This is a genomic window from Streptomyces sp. NPDC049970 (assembly GCF_040660235.1).
GTDB lineage: Bacteria > Actinomycetota > Actinomycetes > Streptomycetales > Streptomycetaceae > Streptomyces.
Map to the genome: position 1 here is coordinate 1 of NZ_JBFALP010000019.1, position 18311 is coordinate 18311.

Annotated in this window: 13 protein-coding genes and 2 pseudogenes; 9 read left to right on the forward strand and 6 right to left on the reverse strand. The window is 71.8% G+C overall.

Features of this window, described 5'->3' with window-relative positions; genetic code table 11:
• Nucleotides 1-66 precede the first annotated feature (66 nt).
• The 6 genes from AB0I83_RS26220 to AB0I83_RS26245 all read right to left on the reverse strand — a co-directional run bounded on the left by AB0I83_RS26220 (nucleotide 67) and on the right by AB0I83_RS26245 (nucleotide 7955).
• Entirely contained in the window at nucleotides 67-1353 is a 1287-nt protein-coding gene (locus AB0I83_RS26220; RefSeq protein WP_363306353.1) for a diaminopimelate decarboxylase, read from the reverse strand.
• Nucleotides 1354-1491: 138 nt separating this feature from the next.
• Nucleotides 1492-2289 (reverse strand): family 1 encapsulin nanocompartment shell protein, encoded by a 798-nt coding sequence (locus AB0I83_RS26225; RefSeq protein ID WP_363306427.1) that lies wholly within the window; start codon nucleotides 2287-2289, stop codon nucleotides 1492-1494.
• Nucleotides 2289-3353, reverse strand: a complete 1065-nt coding sequence (locus AB0I83_RS26230; protein WP_363306354.1) for a Dyp-type peroxidase — start codon at nucleotides 3351-3353, stop codon at nucleotides 2289-2291. The genes AB0I83_RS26225 and AB0I83_RS26230 overlap by 1 nt, the downstream gene beginning before the upstream one ends.
• Before the next feature lie 264 nt (nucleotides 3354-3617).
• Nucleotides 3618-5075: an NADP-dependent phosphogluconate dehydrogenase gene (gndA, locus tag AB0I83_RS26235; protein WP_363306355.1), complete on the reverse strand. Its 1458-nt coding sequence runs from the start codon at nucleotides 5073-5075 to the stop codon at nucleotides 3618-3620.
• A gap of 211 nt (nucleotides 5076-5286) precedes the next feature.
• Complete coding sequence (locus AB0I83_RS26240) at nucleotides 5287-7110, reverse strand: ABC transporter ATP-binding protein (RefSeq protein WP_363306356.1); 1824 nt, start codon at nucleotides 7108-7110, stop codon at nucleotides 5287-5289.
• Between the two features lie 380 nt (nucleotides 7111-7490).
• A complete protein-coding gene (locus AB0I83_RS26245; protein ID WP_363306357.1) occupies nucleotides 7491-7955 on the reverse strand; it encodes a DUF5709 domain-containing protein in 465 nt (154 codons plus the stop codon).
• A 224-nt stretch (nucleotides 7956-8179) separates the two neighbouring features.
• On the opposite strand from AB0I83_RS26245, the gene AB0I83_RS26250 reads away from it, so the two are divergent.
• The 9 genes and pseudogenes from AB0I83_RS26250 to AB0I83_RS26290 all read left to right on the forward strand — a co-directional run bounded on the left by AB0I83_RS26250 (nucleotide 8180) and on the right by AB0I83_RS26290 (nucleotide 18221).
• Complete coding sequence (locus AB0I83_RS26250; RefSeq protein ID WP_363306358.1) at nucleotides 8180-9436, forward strand: ATP-grasp domain-containing protein; 1257 nt, start codon at nucleotides 8180-8182, stop codon at nucleotides 9434-9436.
• 125 nt (nucleotides 9437-9561) lie between these two features.
• Complete coding sequence (locus AB0I83_RS26255) at nucleotides 9562-10353, forward strand: DUF364 domain-containing protein (RefSeq protein ID WP_363306428.1); 792 nt, start codon at nucleotides 9562-9564, stop codon at nucleotides 10351-10353.
• Nucleotides 10350-11435 (forward strand): pyridoxal-phosphate dependent enzyme, encoded by a 1086-nt coding sequence (locus AB0I83_RS26260; protein ID WP_363306360.1) that lies wholly within the window; start codon nucleotides 10350-10352, stop codon nucleotides 11433-11435. The genes AB0I83_RS26255 and AB0I83_RS26260 overlap by 4 nt, the downstream gene beginning before the upstream one ends.
• Nucleotides 11432-12499, forward strand: coding sequence for a dipeptide epimerase (locus AB0I83_RS26265; protein WP_363306361.1), 1068 nt, complete (start codon nucleotides 11432-11434; stop codon nucleotides 12497-12499). The genes AB0I83_RS26260 and AB0I83_RS26265 overlap by 4 nt, the downstream gene beginning before the upstream one ends.
• On the forward strand, nucleotides 12496-13773 hold the full coding sequence (locus tag AB0I83_RS26270; protein WP_363306362.1) for an MFS transporter: 1278 nt from the start codon (nucleotides 12496-12498) through the stop codon (nucleotides 13771-13773). Before AB0I83_RS26265 ends, AB0I83_RS26270 begins: the two co-directional genes overlap by 4 nt.
• Nucleotides 13770-13865, forward strand: a pseudogene (locus AB0I83_RS26275) (SAM-dependent methyltransferase); the annotation flags it as partial. The gene AB0I83_RS26270 and the pseudogene AB0I83_RS26275, both read left to right, overlap by 4 nt.
• Before the next feature lie 8 nt (nucleotides 13866-13873).
• A pseudogene (locus tag AB0I83_RS26280) lies at nucleotides 13874-14944 on the forward strand (ATP-binding cassette domain-containing protein); the annotation flags it as partial.
• Between the two features lie 329 nt (nucleotides 14945-15273).
• The gene (locus AB0I83_RS26285; RefSeq protein WP_363306363.1) at nucleotides 15274-16746 is read left to right on the forward strand and encodes a UDP-N-acetylmuramoyl-L-alanyl-D-glutamate--2,6-diaminopimelate ligase; all 1473 of its coding nucleotides are present in this window, start codon (nucleotides 15274-15276) and stop codon (nucleotides 16744-16746) included.
• A gap of 338 nt (nucleotides 16747-17084) precedes the next feature.
• Entirely contained in the window at nucleotides 17085-18221 is a 1137-nt protein-coding gene (locus AB0I83_RS26290) for a S1 family peptidase (protein WP_356537785.1), read from the forward strand.
• Nucleotides 18222-18311: the final 90 nt, after the last annotated feature.

Here is an 18311-nt window from a genome sequence, read left to right on the forward strand (position 1 = left end):
ATTAAATGCTTTTGTTCGGAACCGCGCGGGGGCAGTCGCCCCCCGGCCTGATCCGAACGACAGACCTCAGCGGTCGCCGACGAGGCCCGTCAGTGCGTCGACGTGGCGCAGTCCGCTCTCCGCCGCCACCGAGTCCAGCGTCTGCGCGTCGCGTACCGGGGCGAAGCGCAGCGCGCCCGACTCCCCGGCGAAGCCGTACACGGCGGGTCGGGGGAGGCTGTTGTACGACCACGGGGTCGAGAAGTAGTACGCCCCCGTGTCGTACAGCACCACGAAGTCGCCCTCCCGCAGCTCCGGTAGTTCCCGGGCGCGGGCCACCACGTCCCCGGCGAAGCAGCACGGCCCCGCGACGTCCTGGACCATCTGCGGTCCGTTCCGGGGGCGGCCCTCCTGGTCGAACGCCCCGATCCTGAGTGGCCAGGCATCGGGTACGAGGACCGTCCGGGTGGCGATCTGCGCACCCGCGTGCGTGAGCGCGATGCGGCGCCCGCCCGCGTCCTTCGTGTACTCCACCCGTGCGCCGATGAACCCGTTCTTGGCCAGCAGGGACCTGCCGAACTCGGTGACCAGGTCGTAGCGGCCGTCCAGGAGCCCGGGGGCCGCCGTCCGGAGCGCGGCCACGTACTCGGAGAAGGCCGGCCGGGCCTCGTCGTCGTCGAAGTTGACCGGCAGGCCGCCCCCGATGTCGATTCCGGTGACCCGCCGGGTGCCCAGGGCTCCGTTGATCTCCTCCGCCAGCCGGTAGGTCTCGGCGATGCCCGCCGCCATGAGCTCCAGCGAGCAGCCCTGCGAGCCGACGTGGGCATGCAGCCGGGTCAGCCAGGGCCGTTCCGCGAACGTGCGTACGACCTGTTCGCGCGCGCCGGGGTCGCGGAGGGCCACGCCGAACTTCGATGTCGCGGTGGCTGTGCTCATCGCATCGATCGAACCACCCCCGACCTGCGGATTCACCCGCAGCCCGAGGACCGAGGACGAGCCGGGGGAGCGGAGCTCCTCGATGCGGCGGACCTCGCCGAAACTGTCCGCGTTGACGGCGACACCGAGTGCCAGCGCCAGCCGGAGTTCGTCGCGGGTCTTCGCGGGTGAGTCCAGGACGATCCGCTCCGGAGGGAAACCGGCCTCGAACGCGAGCCGCAGTTCGCCCGGACCGGACACCTCGCAACCCATGCCGCAGTCGGCGAGCAGCCGCAGCACGGGGATCAGGGACGCGGCCTTCGCAGCGAAGGTGTGCAGCACCCGCAGGCCGGGTTCCGTGGCGAAGGCCTCCCGCAGTGAGGAGACCGATCGGCGCACCCCGTCCGCGTCCAGGAAGCCCGCCAGGGGCCGTGTCTCGCCGAGCAGGCCTTCCGCCACAGCCTGACGGACGGCCTCCGCGAACCTCGCCGATCGGGGTGCGTGGGCGGAGCCCCGAGCCGTCGCCCCGGGCTCCGGCGGCTGTGTCGTCCGGCGGGTCTCGTCGATGGGAGCCTCCCAGATCGGCCCGGTGTGCCCTCAGGCGATGAGCGGGACCACGGCCTCGGGTGTCAGCATCCGGAACGTGAAGGCCTGCTGGAAGTAGAGCCGGATCTCCGTGGCGTCGTGGTCCAGGTAGCCGATGGACAGGTCCTGGCCCAGGCAGAGTTCGAAGTCGCCGCCGCGGGTGGACAGCAGGACCCCGCCCGAGACCGCGGGCGCCCACAGGATCGGGTCCTCCAGGAGCCGGCCGAGGTGGGTGGCCACCGGGTAACCGTGGTCGGAGGTCTCGGTCGCCTCGGTGAACGCCTCGGCGCCGAGCAGCAGCCGGTACGGGCCGTCGACGCCGGCGAGCCGCAGCCGGGTCAGCGCGTGGCTCACCGTGGCCGGGTAGTCGCGCGCGTCCGCCGGCAGCGGCAGCGGGGTGTGCGAGGAACCGTCCCGCAGACCGGTGATGCCCGCCGCCGCGTATCCGTCGATGACAGCCATGTCCTCGGCGAACGCGCAGGTGCGCGCCGCGTCCTTCACCGGTTGCCAGTCGCTGTCCTCCGAACCGCGTTCGACGTCGTCCACGGCGGCCCGTGAGACGGTGAACGGCACGCGCCACTCGATGACCGGGGTCGCCGTGCGGGCACGCGCGATCACATCGGGGGTGGGCGGGTCGATCTCGCGCAGGTGCCCGTCACCGATCGCAGAGAGCCCCGGTCCCTGCGGATCGCTCACGTCCACGACCCGGCGGGCCGCGACATGACGGCTGAACGTCCGTCCGGCCTCCTCCTCGATCTGGTCCCAGGCGGCGTCGGTGACGGGGGCGAGTTCACGGTGGAGGTTGTTCATCACGGGGCGCTTTCTTGCAGGCTGCCGATACGCAGCGAACCGTCGCGCACCACCGCCGGGCCGGGCCGCGACACGACGGCCTGCGGCTCGGGAACGGCTGAGGCCCCGGTGGGGGAGGGCGGCGGCGGAGGGGCGTCGAGGAAGTCGGCGCTGGGGGCGTGGAAGAGCGTGCCGGTGACGGCGGTGGAGAAGTCGAGAATGCGGTCGTGGGTGCCGGGCGGGCTGCCCAGGAACATGTTGCTGAGCATCTGCTCGGTGATCCCGGGGTCGGCCGCGTAACCGATGAAGTACGTGCCGAACTCGCCCTGTTCGAAGCTGCCGAAGGGCATGTTGGCCCGCAGGATGTCGTGTTCGGTGCCATCGGCGTCGGTGATGGTGTTGAGGGCGACGTGCGAGTCCGCCGGCTTGACGTCGTCGGCGAGCTCGATGTCGGAGAGCTTGGTGCGGCCGATGATCCGTTCCTGCTGTTCGGTGCTCAGCCTGTTCCAGCCCGCCAGGTCGTGCAGGTACTTCTGCACGACGACGTAACTGCCGCCCTCGAACTCCGGGTCCTCGGCCCCGACGACCGCCGCCTCCCTGGCCTCGTCGCCGACCGGGTTCTCCGTACCGTCGACGAAGCCGAGCAGGTCGCGGTGGTCGAAGTAGCGGAAGCCGTGGACCTCGTCTACGACCTTCACGGCGTCACCGAGCCGGTCGAAAAGGTGCGATGCCCACTCGTAGCACGCGTCCATCCGCTCGGCACGGACGTGGAACAACAGGTCACCCGGCGTGGCCGGTGCGCGGTGCAGAGGGCCCCGCAACTCCCGAAAGGGGTGGAGGAGCGCCGGCCGGGGCCCCGCGAACAGCCGGTCCCAGGCATCCGAGCCGAAGCCCGTCACACAGGCGAGCCCGGCGTCGGGCAACCGGAAGCCGACCGACCGCGCGAAGGCCGCGAGATCGGGCAGCGCCGCCCGCACGGTGGACTCGCCGCCCGGCTCGATCGTCGCCACCAGGACCAGTGCGGCGCTGGTCAGCGGTGCGACGACGGGCTGGACCACGACGGGGTCCGGAACTGCCTCGGACATGCGCGCACTCCGTGGATGGTGGGCGGGACTCCCTGCCACTTATCCACACCACGGCCCCGGCCGCACCCCGCGACGGTCCGGCCGGGCTAAGGGCTGTCCCGTAATCCCTGGTGGATCAGCGAGCGGCGTCAGATGCGGTGCCTCGCAAGGCGGAGGGGCGTCCGCATACTGGATGTATTCGGGCGTTCCGACAACGCGGCGAGGTGCCGTAGCTGGCGTCGTGCGCCCGCCATGGGTTACGGGACAGCCCTTAGGCGTGAGCTCTCAGGCGGACGTCTCCGACCTGTCCCCGCCCCAGAGCGTGTGGAACGAGCCGTCGCGGTCCGTACGCCGGTAGGTGTGCGCCCCGAAGTAGTCCCGCTGGCCCTGGGTGAGCGCCGCCGGGAGCCGCTCGGCGCGCAGCCCGTCGTAGTACGAGAGCGCCGCGGCGAAACCGGGGGTCGGCACCCCCTGCCGTACGGCCTCGGCGACCACCGCGCGCCAGTCGTCCTGTGTCTCGCCGATCTCCTGGGCGAACCGCCGGTCCGAGAGGAGGCTCGGCAGGTCGGGCCGGCTGTCGAACGCGGCCCGGATCCGGTCCAGGAACTTCGCGCGGATGATGCACCCGGCCCGCCAGACGGACGCCACGGCTCCCAGGTCGATGTCCCAGCCGTACGCCTCGCTCCCCGCCCTGATCTGGTGGAAGCCCTGGGTGTACGACACGATCTTGGACGCGTACAGGGCCTGCTCGACCTGGTCGGCGAACGCGGCTGCCTCGGCCTCCGACAGCGGGGAGGGCGACGGGCCCGGCAGCTCGCGGGCCGCCTCCCGGAGGTCTGCGTGCCCGGAAAGCGAGCGCGCGAAGACAGCCTCGGCGATGCCGGACACCGGGACTCCCAGGTCGAGCGCGATCTGGACCGTCCAGCGGCCGGTTCCCTTCTGCTCCGCCCGGTCCTGCACGATGTCGACGAAGGGCTCGCCGGTGGCCGCGTCCGTGTGGGCGAGCACCTCGGCCGTGATCTCGATCAGATAGGAGTCGAGGCGGCCGGTGTTCCACGAGCGGAAGGTGTCCGCGATCCGCTCGGGGGAGTAGCCCGCGACCGACCGCAGCAGGTGGTAGGCCTCGGCGATGAGCTGCATGTCCGCGTACTCGATGCCGTTGTGGACCATCTTGACGAAGTGCCCGGCGCCGTCCGGGCCCATGTGCGCGCAGCACGGAGTTCCGTCGTCCGCCTTGGCCGCGACGCTCTCCAGGAGGGGCCCGAGTGAGGTGTAGGACTCCGCCGAACCGCCGGGCATCATGCTCGGCCCGTTCAGCGCCCCCTCCTCACCGCCGGAGATGCCCGTCCCGACGAAGTGGATGCCACGCTCCCGCATCGCCTTCTCGCGGCGCCGGGTGTCCTCGAAGTGCGCGTTGCCGCCGTCGATGAGGACGTCGCCGTCCTCCAGCAGGCCGGCGAACTCCTCGATGACGGCGTCGGTGGCCTCGCCGGCCTTGACCATGATCACGATGCGGCGGGGCTTCTGGAGGGAGGCGACGAACTCCTCGGCGGACTCCGCGGGGACGAAGTCCCCCTCCTTGCCGTGGGCGTCGACCAGGTCACGGGTGCGGGCCGCCGTGCGGTTGTGGACGGCGACGGTGTGGCCGTGCCGGGCGAAGTTGCGGGCGAGATTGCTGCCCATGACGGCCAGACCGGTGACGCCGATCTGTGCGGTGGGTTCGGTCGACGGGGCGGTGGGCATGCGGTGGTCCACTCCTTGCGGTCAGCGGGCTCGTGCGCCGGGTGAGGGCTGCCCCGCCCCACGCGCGTACCGAAGTGCGGACGGGCACGCCCGGGCCGGGGTCTCCGTACGCGGCCCGGCCATGCTCGCACGGCCGGGCCGGGCGGGAGCGGTGCCCGCGCCCGGGTCGGCCGGGTGTGTCACGCAGCCCGGCGGGCCGCCCGCCGCGGTCCTATTCGGCCGCGGTGGCGTGTCGGGCCGCTGCCGTGTCGACGAGGAAACCGCCGGACTGGTGGTGCCAGAGCTTGGCGTAGGCGCCGTCGGTGAGCAGCAGTTCGTGGTGGGTGCCCTGCTCGACGATGCTTCCGTGGTCCAGGACGATGAGGTGGTCCATCGCCGCGACCGTGCTCAGCCGGTGGGCGACGACCAGCGCGGTCCTGCCCTCCATCAGCTGCCACAGCGCCTGTTGGACGAGGGTCTCGCTCTCCGAGTCGAGTGCGCTCGTCGCCTCGTCCAGCAGCAGCACGGGCGCGTCGCGCAGGATCGCCCTGGCGAGGGCGACGCGCTGGCGCTGGCCACCGGAGAGCTTGACTCCGCGCTCACCGACCATCGTGTCGAATCCCGCGGGGAGTCCGTCGGCGAACTCCGTCACGTGTGCCGCGTCGGCGGCCGCGCGGATCTCGGCGTCGGTGGCTCCCGGCCGGGCGAAGAGGATGTTCTCGCGCAGCGTGCGGTGGAACATGGCCGGTTCCTGCGGGACGTACGCGATCAGGTTCCGCAGGTCGGACTGGCGCATGCGGCTGATGTCCTGACCCCCGATCAGGATGCGGCCCGACTGCACGTCAGCCATCCGCAGCAGCAGCCGGGTGAATGTCGTCTTGCCGCCGCCGGACCTTCCGACGAGGCCCAGCCGGGTCCCGCTGGGCACGTCCAGGTCGAGCCCTTCGAAGATCGGCCGACTGCCGTCGTGAGCGAAGGTCACGTGGTCGAAGCGGACGTCGGCGGACTCGCGGCGCAGCGGCTCGGGGACCGGCGGGTCGAGCACGGTGGGCGGAGCGAGGAGCAGTTCGGTGAACTGGGCGGCCTCCGTCATCGAGCTTTCGAGGCGGCGGTAGATCTGGTTGAACTCGAACATGATGCGGGTCGAACCGGTGTAGTAGGTGAAGGCGACCACGATCGCCTCGACGCTGCCGCCACCCGCGCTGAACGACACGGCGAGGAGCAGACCGAGACCGTTGGTCAGTACGGACAGGGGTGCGACCAGTGTGTCGATGCGCAGGTTGCCGTAGTCCCACGAGCGCAGGGTCAGCCGCCGCGACTCCGCCACCCTGGACCGGTGCTCGGAGGCCTCCCGCTCCTCGGCTGCGAACGCGCGCACGGTGTCCATGTTCATCAGGGCGTCGGACACGTGCCCCGAGACCCGGGCGATCGCTTCCTCGCGTTCGTTCACCAGTTTCTGGCGGCGCCGGATGAGCGGGGCGGCGCACGCGGCGGTCAGAGTGATCATCGTCAGCAGGCCGACGACCAGCAGGGGGTCGTACTGCCACAGGATCACGGTGCCGAACAGCAGCGGGGCGAGGCTGCCCACGACGTTGAAGGTGAGTGTGTCGACGAACTCCTCGAAGCGGGAGGCGAAGCTCAGCACGCGCTTCGTCAGAGAACCGGCGAAGTTGTCCTGGTAGAAGGAGGCGTCCTTGGCGAACAGGGCGTCCATGCCGGTGATGTACAGGTGCTCGATGCCGAGGGCGTCGACACGGTTGAGGCAGTGCACGCCCACCCGCCACGAGGTCTCCGCCAGGAGCAGTACTCCGGTGAACACGGCGACGTAGGGGAGCGCATCGCGTAAGCCGATGGACCCGTCCTGCGCGATCCGGCCCACCAGCTTGGCGACGACCAGTGGTGCGAGGTAGGTGATCCCGATGTTGCCCAGGGCGGGGAGCAGGAGTGCCGGAGCCGACAGCCTGCCCTGGCGTGAGAGTTCCCCCAGGTAGTGCCGGAGGGCGAGCCGGACCGGGCCCCTGTCCGGTCCGGTGCCTTGTGAGTGCTGCGATCCCATGCCGACCTCATGTCGTTGCGCGGGCGGTTGCCCCGGGTCCCCTTCGGTGGTGCGCCGCGCTCCCGGGCGCGGCACAGCACCGGGCTGAAACGCTCGCCGCGCTTCGGTGTCGAGGTGTCCGGTGGCGAAAGTCTTCCGTGGCCGTGCTGCCGACGTCCAAGTGTTTTCGGGGATCACGGCACCGCACCGTTGCTTTTCGGCCTCGCCGGTTCGCGGGCCCGCGCACCTCACGGCATCCGGCGGCGCGTCGGCGCGGCACCGTCCGCGCCCGGGTCGGACGGGCGCGGGTGTGCACCGTCAGGGCCCGGGGCCGGACGCGCACGGTCACGACGCACGGGGGCTCGCGGATGTCCCAGGGGGAATGCGGGGCCGAAGCCTCCCTACCCGAACAGGTCCTCCTCCTCGGGGATCAGATGCATCGCGGCCTCCTCCGCGGACGCCGCCGCACCGTCGATGCCGACGTCCTGCGCGGTGAGCGTGGAGGGCACGTGCCCGTCGCCCTCCTGCGTGAGGCGCCCCGCACGGTCGGTACCCACTTCCAGGTCGTAGAGCTCCCCGTCGCTGTCCTCCAGATCGCCGATCCCGTCGCCGCGGTCGGTCTTCTCCGGAATCTCCCTGGTCAGACGGCTGTCGAGCGACTCGCCCGAGTGCTGTTCCGCGGCGGTGGTGCCTTCGTCGTCGACCGCCCACGGGCGTTCGGGCGGAGAGTACCCCTCGTCCAGGACGTCGGCGATCCCGGAGGTGTCCAGGGTGTCCTCCACGTCCAGCAGGTCGTCGGGGTCGGACGCCTCCGGTTCCTGCGGCTGGTAGACGTCGTCCCCCCGGTCTCTCTCGCTGTCGGTCATGGCGTGCCCCTTCCTCCGCGTCCCCCTCTACGCAATTCCACTCCGGTCCGGCGAGGGGCGCAACGGAAGCCGGTTCCCGGCAGGTTTCCCAGCAGGTGTGACGCAGTTTTAGATGACAATGAAAACGATTATCGATAACGTCTGTCCAGTTGGGCCGGCAGCCCCCGTTCGGGGTGGCGTCCGCCTGCCCCCATTCCCAACGGCACTGTGAGAAGGGGGAGCTCGTGGCTCACCTGTTGGTGGTCGAGAGCTGGGTCGGATCGATGAGCAGGCTGCTGCCACGGGCCCTGGAGGAGGGAGGGCACCACTTCACCTTCCTCACCCGGGATCTGCGGCACTACCTCCGGGCGGCGCCGGAGGGCACGGATCATCCACTGCTCACCGCGCGTAACGTGATCACGGGGCCCACCAATGACGTCGGTTCCCTGCTTCCCCAGGTCGAGCGGTTGCATGAGGTGATCCGCTTCGACGGTGTCGTCACGTCGTGTGACTACTACCTGCCGACCGCGGCACGGATCAGCGCCCGCCTGGGCCTCCCGGGGCCCGCGGTCGAGGCCGTGGAGAGCGCCTGCCGCAAGGACGCGACCCGGCGGGTCCTCGCGGCCGCCGGGGTTCCGGGGCCGCGCTTCGCGGTCCGCACGGACGGGGCGGGTGCCCTCGCGGCGGCCCGGGAGATCGGGTACCCGCTGGTCGTGAAGCCGGTGGACCTCTGCGCGGGCATGCTCGTACGCCGTGTCGACGACGATGCGCAGTTGGCCGCCGCATGCCGCGCGCTGGTGGACTTCCCGCGCAACGCCAGGGGGCAGCGGCGTACGCCCCACATCCTGATCGAGGAGTTCCTCCGAGGGCCCGAGGTGAGCGTCGAGACCGTGACCCGCGGGGGAGTCGCCCACGTCGTCGGGGTGACGGACAAGAGTGTCGGCGGGGCTCCGGCCTTCGTCGAGACCGGGCACATGTTCCCCGCCGACCTCGCCCCCGGGGACCTCGAGGCCGCGACCGGCACAGCGGTGCGCGCCGGGACGGCGCTGGGCCTCGACGACGTCGTGGCGCACACCGAGATCAAGCTGACGGCGGACGGGCCCAGGGTCGTGGAGGTGAACCCCCGTCCCGCCGGCAACCGCATCACCGAGCTGGTCCGCCACGTCACCGGGATCGACCTCGCCGCCGCTTGTGTCGACGTGGCGCTGGGCCGGGAGCCCGACCTCCGCAGGCGGGACACGGGGCTGCGCAGCGCGGCCATCGGATTCGTCGTCCCCGACACCGCCGGAACGCTCGCCTCGGTCGAGGGCGCCGACGGAGTACGGGAGTCCGACGGGGTGATGGAGGTCCAGCTCGCCGGGGCGGGTCGCACGGTCGAGGTGGCGGACAGCAACAACGCCTATCTGGGACACGTCATGGTGGGCGACGCCACCGGGCTCGGTGCCCGGGATCGCGTCGAGGCGCTGCTCGCGGACGTGCGACCTCTGATGGTGCGAGCGTGAGTACGCCCACGAGCACACCCGGCCGGCGCACCCCGGCCCGGGGCGGGTCCCTCACCGCCCTCGACGCCCTCACCGCCCTCGACGCCCTCGACGCCAACGACGCCTTCGACGTCCTCGTCGGCCGGGTGCTGGCCGGCGAACTCGGTCCGGTGCCAGGCTCCCGCCGCGTCACCGTGGCCTTCACGACCGCCCAGGCCGCCCGGCACGACGGGCGGCGCGGCGGATACCGCAACGAGGTCCTCAGCCTCCGCGTCGGCCGGGCCGTCGGCTCCTGCGCGGTCGAACCAGGAGCGCTTCCGCCCGGAACCGCCGAGAGCTGCGCCGGTGCGGAGGTGGCCACGCTCCTCGCCCACCCGTTGCTGCCGGTCCGCGTCGCGGCGCTGGACGCCCATCTGCTGGACGTACGGCCGCACATCCCGGCCCACGGCGCGGAGCCGGTGACCATCCCCGCCGGGAGTTCGCTGGACCGGTCGAGGGCGAGGGCCCGCGCGGTCGTGGATCTGGTCGAGGTGCGGCCCGGCGGCACGGTCCTGGTCGTCGGGGTCGTCAACTCCGTTCTCGCCGAGCTGCGTTCGCGAGGCCTTGGATGTCTGCCCTGCGACCTGAAGGGCGGTACCACCGAGTGGGGGGAGCCCGTCGCCACGGACGCCCTCGACGAGGTCGGGCGCTGCGACGCGGTGCTGGCCTCCGGGATGACCCTCGGCAACGGGACCTTCGACCCGCTCCGGCGGAGCGCCCTGGAGCACGGGAAACCCCTGGTCATGTTCGCCCAGACCGGGAGCGCCGTACTGCCCCGCCTCCTGGGCGCCGGGGTGACTGCGGTCTGTGCGGAGCCGTATCCCTTCTTCTGGCTCGACGGCGGGCCCGGAGCCGTCCACCGCTACCGCCACCGCACGGACGGCGGAGGTACCCCGTGACCACCGTGTTCCTGCCCGCCCTCGCACCCAACCGCGAGCTGCTAGCGCTCATCGGCCGAACCCCGCTGGCCAGGATCACCGCCGCGCTGCCCCGGCGCCACCCCGGCTTCTGGGCCAAACTCGAAGGCCACGCCGTCGGCGGGATGAAGGCGCGGGCCGCGGTCTCCATGCTGCTCGGCGCCGAGGAGCGGGGCGAACTCCTGCCGGGGGCCCCGGTGGTGGAGTCGACCTCGGGCACCCTCGGGATAGGACTCGCCTTCGCCGGCCAAGCCCTGGGGCATCCCGTCGTACTCGTCGGGGACAGCGAACTGGAGCCCTCGATGCGTCGGTTGCTGCGCTCCCACGGAGCCCGCCTCGAACTGGTGGACAGTCCGGCCGCACAAGGCGGCTGGCAGGGAGCCCGGTTGGAGAGGCTGCACGACCTGCTCGGCCGACTTCCCGGTGCGTACTGGCCCGACCAGTACAACAACCCTGACAACACCGCCGGTTACGCCTCGCTCGCGGCGGAACTGGCCACCCAGCTCGACCATCTCGACATCCTCGTCTGCAGCGTCGGCACCGGCGGTCACAGCGCCGGGATCGCCGCACCGCTGCGCAGACACTGGCCCGGCCTGCGCCTCGTCGCCGTCGACTCCACCGGGTCCACCATCTTCGGACAGCCCGCCGCGCCCCGCCTGATGCGCGGACTCGGCAGCAGCATCCACCCGCGGAACGTCGCCTACGAGGCGTTCGACGAGGTGCACTGGATCGGCCCGGCCGAGGCCGTCGACGCCTGCCGGCGCCTGGCCCGGGGCAACTTCGTCAGCGGAGGCTGGAGCACCGGCGCGGTCGCACGCGTCGCTGCCTGGGCCGCGGACGCCCACCCCGGCGCGGCCGTCGCCACGGTGTTCCCCGACGGACCGCACCGCTACCTCGGCAGCGTCTACGACGACGACTTCATGACCGCGCACCACCTGGACCCCGGCCGTGCGGCCGACCTCCCCGTCGACATCCCGCACGCACGCGCCGCGCAGGCCGGTGGCTGGGCCAGGTGCACCACCGTCACCGATCCACTGGCGGAGCGCCTGGAGGAGCACCCGTGAAACTCACCCAGCACACCGTGCGGCTCACCCTCACCGAGCCGCTGCGCATCTCGCGCTCGACCATGACCGCCCGCGACGCCGTACGGCTGACCGTCGAGCACGACGGTCTGAGCGGCCACGGTGAGGCCGTCACCAGCGTCTTCTACGGCCTCGACACCCGCACCCTGCAACGTCTCGCCGCCCGTACCGGCGAGAGCCTCGCGCGCTTCGCCGGGCCCGAGACCGCGCTGCACGCCCTGCGTGTCGGCGAACTCCTGCCACCCGGGACCCCGGCAGCCGTCACCGCTGCCGCCGAGGCGGCGCTCCTCGACCTGGTCGGCAAGCGCACCGCCACGGCCGTCCACCGCTTCCTCGGGTCAACCGTGGCACCGAGGGCCGCCACCGCCCGCACGATCTCCCTCACCTCGCCGGGCCGGGCCGCCGCCCAGGCACGTGCACTGACCGACGCCGGGTTCTCCGTCATCAAGATCAAGGCGGGAGACCCGGACCACGAATCCGATCTGGACCGGGTACGCGCCGTCCGCGCCGCGGCACCCTCCGCCCGGCTCCTCCTCGACCCGAACGGGGCCTGGACCGTGGGACAGGCGCGCAGGCTCCTTCCCCGGTTCGCCGACCTCGGCGTCGAAGCGGTGGAACAGCCCGTCGCCCCGGGTGACCCGGAAGCACTCGCACGCCTCGCAGCCCGCTCACCCCTGCCCGTCGTCGCGGACGAGGACGCGGTGAGCTACGAGGACGCCCGGCGGCTCGCCGGACGGGTCCACGGGATCAACGTCAAACTCGCCAAATGCGGTGGCGTCCACGCGGCCCTGCGCATCGCCGCCCTGATCGAGGGCAGTGGCACGGACCTGATGCTCGGCTGCCTCACCGCCAGCACCCTCGGCATCGCCCCCGCCGTCCACATCGCCGACCGCGCACGCTGGACCGACCTCGACGGGCACCTCCTGCTCGCCCACGACCCGTGGACGGGCATCGGCGGCGACGACGGTTTCGTCCACGTCACCGGCCACCCGGGACTCGGCGTACGCCCCCGTGCCGAAGCCGGATCCTGGAGCGAGGCCTCATGAGGATCTGGCACGAGGTACGCGGATTCCCGCTCGCCACCCGGCTGCTCCTGGTCAACCAACTCGGCGTCAACACGGGCTTCTACCTGCTCATCCCGTACCTCGCCACCCATCTCGGCGACGACCTGGGCATGTCGGCGGCCGTCGTCGGCGTGGTCCTCGGCGTACGCAACCTGAGTCAGCAGGGCCTCTTCCTCATAGGCGGCTCCGCCGCCGACCGGCTCGGGGCACGCGGTGTCATCATCGCCGGCTGCGCGATACGCACCGTCGGCTTCGCCCTGTTCGCGCTCGGCGACGGGCTGCCCGTCCTGCTCGCGGCCTCGGTGCTCAGCGGAGTGGCCGGAGCCCTGTTCAACCCGGCCGTCCGGACCTATCTCGCCCAGGAGGCGGGGGAGCGCAAGGCCGAGGCCTTCGCACTCTTCAACGTCTTCGCGACCACCGGAGCCCTCGTCGGCCCGCTGCTCGGCAGCGTCCTGCTGCTGGTCGACTTCCGGGCCTCCGCGCTCACCGCCGCCGGGATCTTCGCCCTGCTCACCGTCGCCCAGGCCCTGGTCCTGCCCCCCAGGGACGTCCCGCCGGCCACCGGCAGCGTCGCCTCCGACTGGCGTGAGGCCGTCGGCAACCGCGCCTTCCTCGCCTTCGCCCTGGCCATGGTCGGCATGTTCACCCTGGAGAGCCAGCTCTACCTGCTGCTCCCCGACGGCGCCAGGCAGGCGACCGGCTGGGACGGCGCCGCCGGACTCGTGTTCGTCGTGGGAACCGTCGCCGGAATCGCCCTGCAACTGAGGATCACCCGCGTGCTGAAGGGGCGGGGGTCCAGCGTGCGGTGGATCGCCGCCGGACTGGTGCTGATGGGAGCGGCCTTCGCACCCCCGATGCTCGTCGCCGGCGCGGACGCACCCGTGAGCAGCACCCCTGAGGCCGTACTGCGCGTCCTGCCCGTGCTGGCCGGAGCCCTCCTGCTCCACCTGGGAGTCATGACCGCGCAGCCCTTCGTCATGGAGCTGATCCCCGGCTTCGGAAGGCCGGCGCTGACCGGTACGTACTTCGGTGTCTTCTACGCTGTCTCCGGCGTCGCCGCGGCCGTCGGGAACGCCGCCGTCGGACGGGCCATGGACGTCGCCCGGCGGGGCGGGGCGGACGGCACCGCCGTCGCGTTGCTCCCCTGGGCCTGCTGCCTGGCCACCGGACTCGTCTCGGCCGGCGCGGTCGCCTGGCTGCACCGCGCCGGAACGCTCCCCGTGATCCGGCCCGCACCCGCGGCGGTGGCGGCATGAGACACCGGACCGGCAACCTGCTCACCGACCGGCCGGAGCTCTACGAAGCCCGGTTCCCCGACCCCGAACGCCTCGCCGAACGTTGGGCGGAGCACCTCCTGCCCGCGTCCTCGTGGCGGACGAGCCCACCACGGGGCAGGACGCCCTGACGAAGCGCCGTGTCGTCGACCAGCTGGCCGCGCTCACAGGCCGGGGCATCGCCGTACTCCTGCTGAGCCACGACCTCGACGTCGTACGCGAACTGGCCGACGAGGTACTCGTGATGAGCGGCGGACGGGTGGTGGAGGAGGGGCCCGCCCACCAGGTACTCGACGCCCCCGCCCACCCGTGGACCAGGGAACTCCTCGCCGGACCGAGGACACTGCCGTACGCCGCTCCCGGAAGCGGTGGTGAAGAGGTCCTGTCGGTTCGTCAACTGATCGCTCGTCATCGCTCGGGTGGAGTACGCGTCCCGGTGCTGGGCGTCGACCGGCTGACCCTCCGTCGCGGCGAATGCCTTGCCGTCGTGGGGCGTTCGGGCAGCGGCAAGACCACCCTCGCCCGCTGCCTCGCCGGACTCCACCGCGACCACACGGGGGAGGCGCTGCTCGACGGCACGGCCCTGCCCCGCAGCCTTCGGGACCGTGGCCGAGAGCAGCTCGCCGCGGTGCAGTACGTCTTCCAGGACGCACGGGCCGCCTTCGACGAGCACCGCCCCGTCCTCGACCAGGTGGCCCGCACCGCGGTACGCCTGCGCGGCGCGGGACATGGCGAGGCGACGGAGGAGGCCGGGCGGGTGCTGGCCGGTCTCGGCCTGGACGGGGCACTGGTGCGCAGACCGCCCGGGCGGCTCTCCGGCGGCGAACTGCAACGCGCCGCGCTCGCCAGAGCACTGCTCGCCCGGCCCCGGGTACTGATCTGCGACGAGATCACCTCGGGGCTCGACCCGGTGACCCGGCGCTCCCTGCTGGACCTGCTCGCCGAGCTGATCCGTGGTGGGGACGGGCTGAGCGTCGTACTGATCACGCACGACCTCGACACCGCCGCACCGGCGACACGCGTGGCCGTGCTGGACGGCGGGGAGGTCGTCGAGGAGGGGCCGCGGGAACAGATCCTCACCGCTCCCCGTCATCCCCTGACCGCCGCCCTGCTCGGCGCGTCGAGGAGACGGGGAGAGGCGGCACGCCCCTGACGCGGAACCCGGACCACCCTTCCGCACGTACACTCGCCCGTATGAGTCGCACCGGCGTCAGAGGGAAGTGCCTGCACCAGGCCGCCCCCGGTGTGCTCGCGAGCTGTCGTACCGCCCTGCACGGGCACGGCTAGCGACCTTCCGCGGTCACCACCCGGGGCGAACCCGTACCTCCTCCCACCGTGCCCACGGGTATCCCGCACGGGCACCGCGGGCCGGGCCCCGACCCCGCAGGCGCCCCACTTCCCCACCGCAGCTTCGGCGTGCCGCCGTTGCCGCGTTCCGGCGAAGGCCGCACCACGGCCCGAGCCACCCTCGAAGGGACCACCTTGAAGCTGAGCGAGCTGCTGGCCGGACAGAACCACCACATCCTTCAGGGTGACCCGGGGGAAACCGATGTCACCGCGGGAACGGCCATCGACGCGGACCGGGTGGCGCCGGGATCGCTGTTCATCGCGGTGCCCGGACATCAGGAGGGCGGGCCCGGCGCGGTCGCCCCCGCCCTGGCCCGGGGCGCGGTGGCGGTCATCGTCGAGGACGGCCACGTCCCGGAGACGCCGGCGGAAGGGGCCTGCGTCGTACAGGTACCTGACGTCCGTACCACCGCGGCCGTCGTCGCCGCCCGCTACTTCGGTGAAGCGGGGCGGAGCATGGACATGGTGGCCGTCACGGGCACCAACGGGAAGACCTCCGTGTCGTACATGGTCGAGTCGGTGCTGCGGATCTCCGAAGGGGTGAGGGCAGGGGTCATCGGCACGGCCGGAAGCCGCATCGGCGACGAACTGATCCCGATGCCCCGGACGGTGCTGACCACCCCGGAGTCCCCCGACCTCCAGTACCTCCTGGGGTGCATGCGCGATCGCGGGGTCGGCACGGTGGTGCTGGAGGCCACGTCCATGGGCCTGCTGACGCACCGGGTCGACCGGACCTTCGTCGACGTCGGCGTCTTCACCAACCTGAGCCAGGACCATCTGGACGACCACGGCACGATGGACAACTACCGCGACGCCAAACTCCGGCTCTTCCAGGGGCTCTGCCGGCACGCCGTGGTCAACGCGGATGATCCGGTGGGTGTTCGCATCGCGACGCTGATGCCGGGTGCGGTGACCACGTACGCCCTCGACACCGACGCCGACTACCGGGCCACCGATCTGGTCGTGGACGCCTCCGGGACCCGCTTCACCCTCCACCACGACGGCCGCAAGTACCCGGCCGCGATCCCCGCCCCCGGCAGGTTCTCGGTCGCCAACGCACTGGCGACGGTGGCGGCCTGCCACAGGCTCGGGCACGACCTCGCCGGGCTCGTCTCGGCACTCGAACGCATGCCGCAGATCCCGGGCCGCTTCGAGCGGACCACGACGGCGTCCGGTACGTCGGTGATCGTCGACTACGCGCACTCCCCGGACTCGCTGAACAAGGTGCTCGGCACCATTCGCGGCTTCGCCCGCTCCAGGGTGGTCACCGTCTTCGGCTGTGGCGGTGACAGGGACACCACCAAGCGGGCCGAGATGGGCACGATCGCCGGGACACACTCCGACCTGTGCGTCCTCACCTCGGACAACCCGCGCAACGAGGACCCCGAGGCGATCATGGACCAGGTCGTGCCGGGCATCGAGAAGACGGGCACCCCCTACGAACGCTTCACCGACCGGCGCCGCGCCATCGCCTTCGCGCTCTCGGCGGCGGGCCCGGACGACATCGTCCTGATCGCGGGCAAGGGCAGCGAGCCCTACCAGATCGTCGGGGACGCGCTGCTGCCGTTCAGCGACATGGCCACCGTGCGGGAACTCGCCGGGAGCTGACCACCCCGAGAACTCCGAGGCCCGTGTTCAGGGGCCCTGCCGCCGTGGCGGCAGGGCTGTACATCCCACCTGACCAGGACAGGTGAGCCCCGCCGAAAAGGGGAGGCGGACTTCCGCGCGCCACCGGGCTGCGACCGGGCGCGTCCTCGACCAAACCGTGAGTGGTCCTGTTCATCGAATTCCTGGCGTCGTGTCATTGGCATGGACCTGCTTATCGAACTGGACTACAGTCCGTAGCGGCACTTCTGAGAGCGCTCTCAGACGGCTCTCGGATGCTTCCTGTTCCACCCCCACGATGCTGGAACAACAGAAGGGGCACTCCCTTGAGACACACGACGATGGTGCGGACCGGTCTCTCCGCACTGCTCATCATCGGCACCTGGGCGACGGCGGGCCTGACCCAGGCCTCCGCGGCCGATTCCCCCTCGGACCCCGCGAAGGCACAGGCCTCCGCGGGGATCATCACGGCCATGCAGCGTGACCTCGGACTGACGAAAAGTCAGGCAGAGGCCAGGCTCACCGCCGAGAAGTCGGCGACAGCCCTGGAAGGCAAGGCGCGTAACGCCGCGGGGGCGGCGTACGGCGGTTCCTGGTTCGACGCCGGCAGCGGCAGGCTGACGGTCGCCGTCGCCGACGGCGCCAAGGCGAGTGCCGTCCGGGCAACGGGTGCGGAGGTCCGTGTGGTCGACCACACGGCGCGCCTGCTCGACACCGTGAAGAGCCGGCTGGACGCTCTCGACGCGCCTGCCGGAGTCAGCAGTTGGCACGTCGACCCCCGGGCCAACTCCGTCGTCGTGAACGTCGTCGCCGCCGAACAGGGTGACAACGATGTCCGCGCCTTCGTCGCGAAGGCCCGCGAAGCCGGCCCCGTCACGGTCGAGCAGACCGCCGAGGCCCCGCAGACCTTCGCTGCCGGAACGGTCGGCGGCGACCCGTACTACACCGGCAACGTGCGCTGCTCCATAGGCTTCTCGGTCCACGGCGGCTTCGTCACCGCTGGGCACTGCGGCCAGGCAGGCGGAGCGGTGCGGGGCTGGGACGGCTCGGCGATCGGCAACTTCCAGGGGTCGTCCTTCCCCGACAACGACTACGCCTGGGTGAACGTGGGCAGCGGCTGGTGGACCGTCCCGGTGGTCCTCGGCTGGGGCACCGTGTCCGACCAGTTGGTCCGCGGCTCCAACGAGGCTCCGATCGGCGCCTCGATCTGCCGCTCCGGATCGACCACCCACTGGCACTGCGGCAACGTCCTCGCGAAGAACGAGACCGTGAACTACAGCCAGGGTGCCGTCCACCAGATGACCAAGACCAGTGTCTGCGCCGAACCGGGCGACTCCGGTGGCTCGTTCATCAGCGGTGACCAGGCGCAGGGCGTCACCTCCGGCGGCTGGGGCAACTGCAGTGGCGGCGGAGAGACGTGGCACCAGCCCATCAACGAGATCCTCAACCGTTACGGGCTGACCCTGCACACCGCCTGACGGTTCGGATCGCCTGACGGTTCACGTCGTCTGACGCTTCACATCGCCCGGCCCTTCACACCGTCCGACGCGATGACCCCGCCGGGTCGA

Bases quoted from the DNA above. Each gene is read 5' to 3' on its own strand.
- AB0I83_RS26225 (WP_363306427.1), bottom strand. From the start codon at position 2,289: ATGAACAACCTCCACCGTGAACTCGCCCCCGTCACCGACGCCGCCTGG.
- AB0I83_RS26230 (WP_363306354.1), bottom strand. From the start codon at position 3,353: ATGTCCGAGGCAGTTCCGGACCCCGTCGTGGTCCAGCCCGTCGTCGCA.
- gndA (WP_363306355.1), bottom strand. From the start codon at position 5,075: ATGCCCACCGCCCCGTCGACCGAACCCACCGCACAGATCGGCGTCACC.
- AB0I83_RS26240 (WP_363306356.1), bottom strand. From the start codon at position 7,110: ATGGGATCGCAGCACTCACAAGGCACCGGACCGGACAGGGGCCCGGTC.
- AB0I83_RS26245 (WP_363306357.1), bottom strand. From the start codon at position 7,955: ATGACCGACAGCGAGAGAGACCGGGGGGACGACGTCTACCAGCCGCAG.
- AB0I83_RS26270 (WP_363306362.1), top strand. From the start codon at position 12,496: ATGAGGATCTGGCACGAGGTACGCGGATTCCCGCTCGCCACCCGGCTG.
- AB0I83_RS26290 (WP_356537785.1), top strand. From the start codon at position 17,085: ATGGTGCGGACCGGTCTCTCCGCACTGCTCATCATCGGCACCTGGGCG.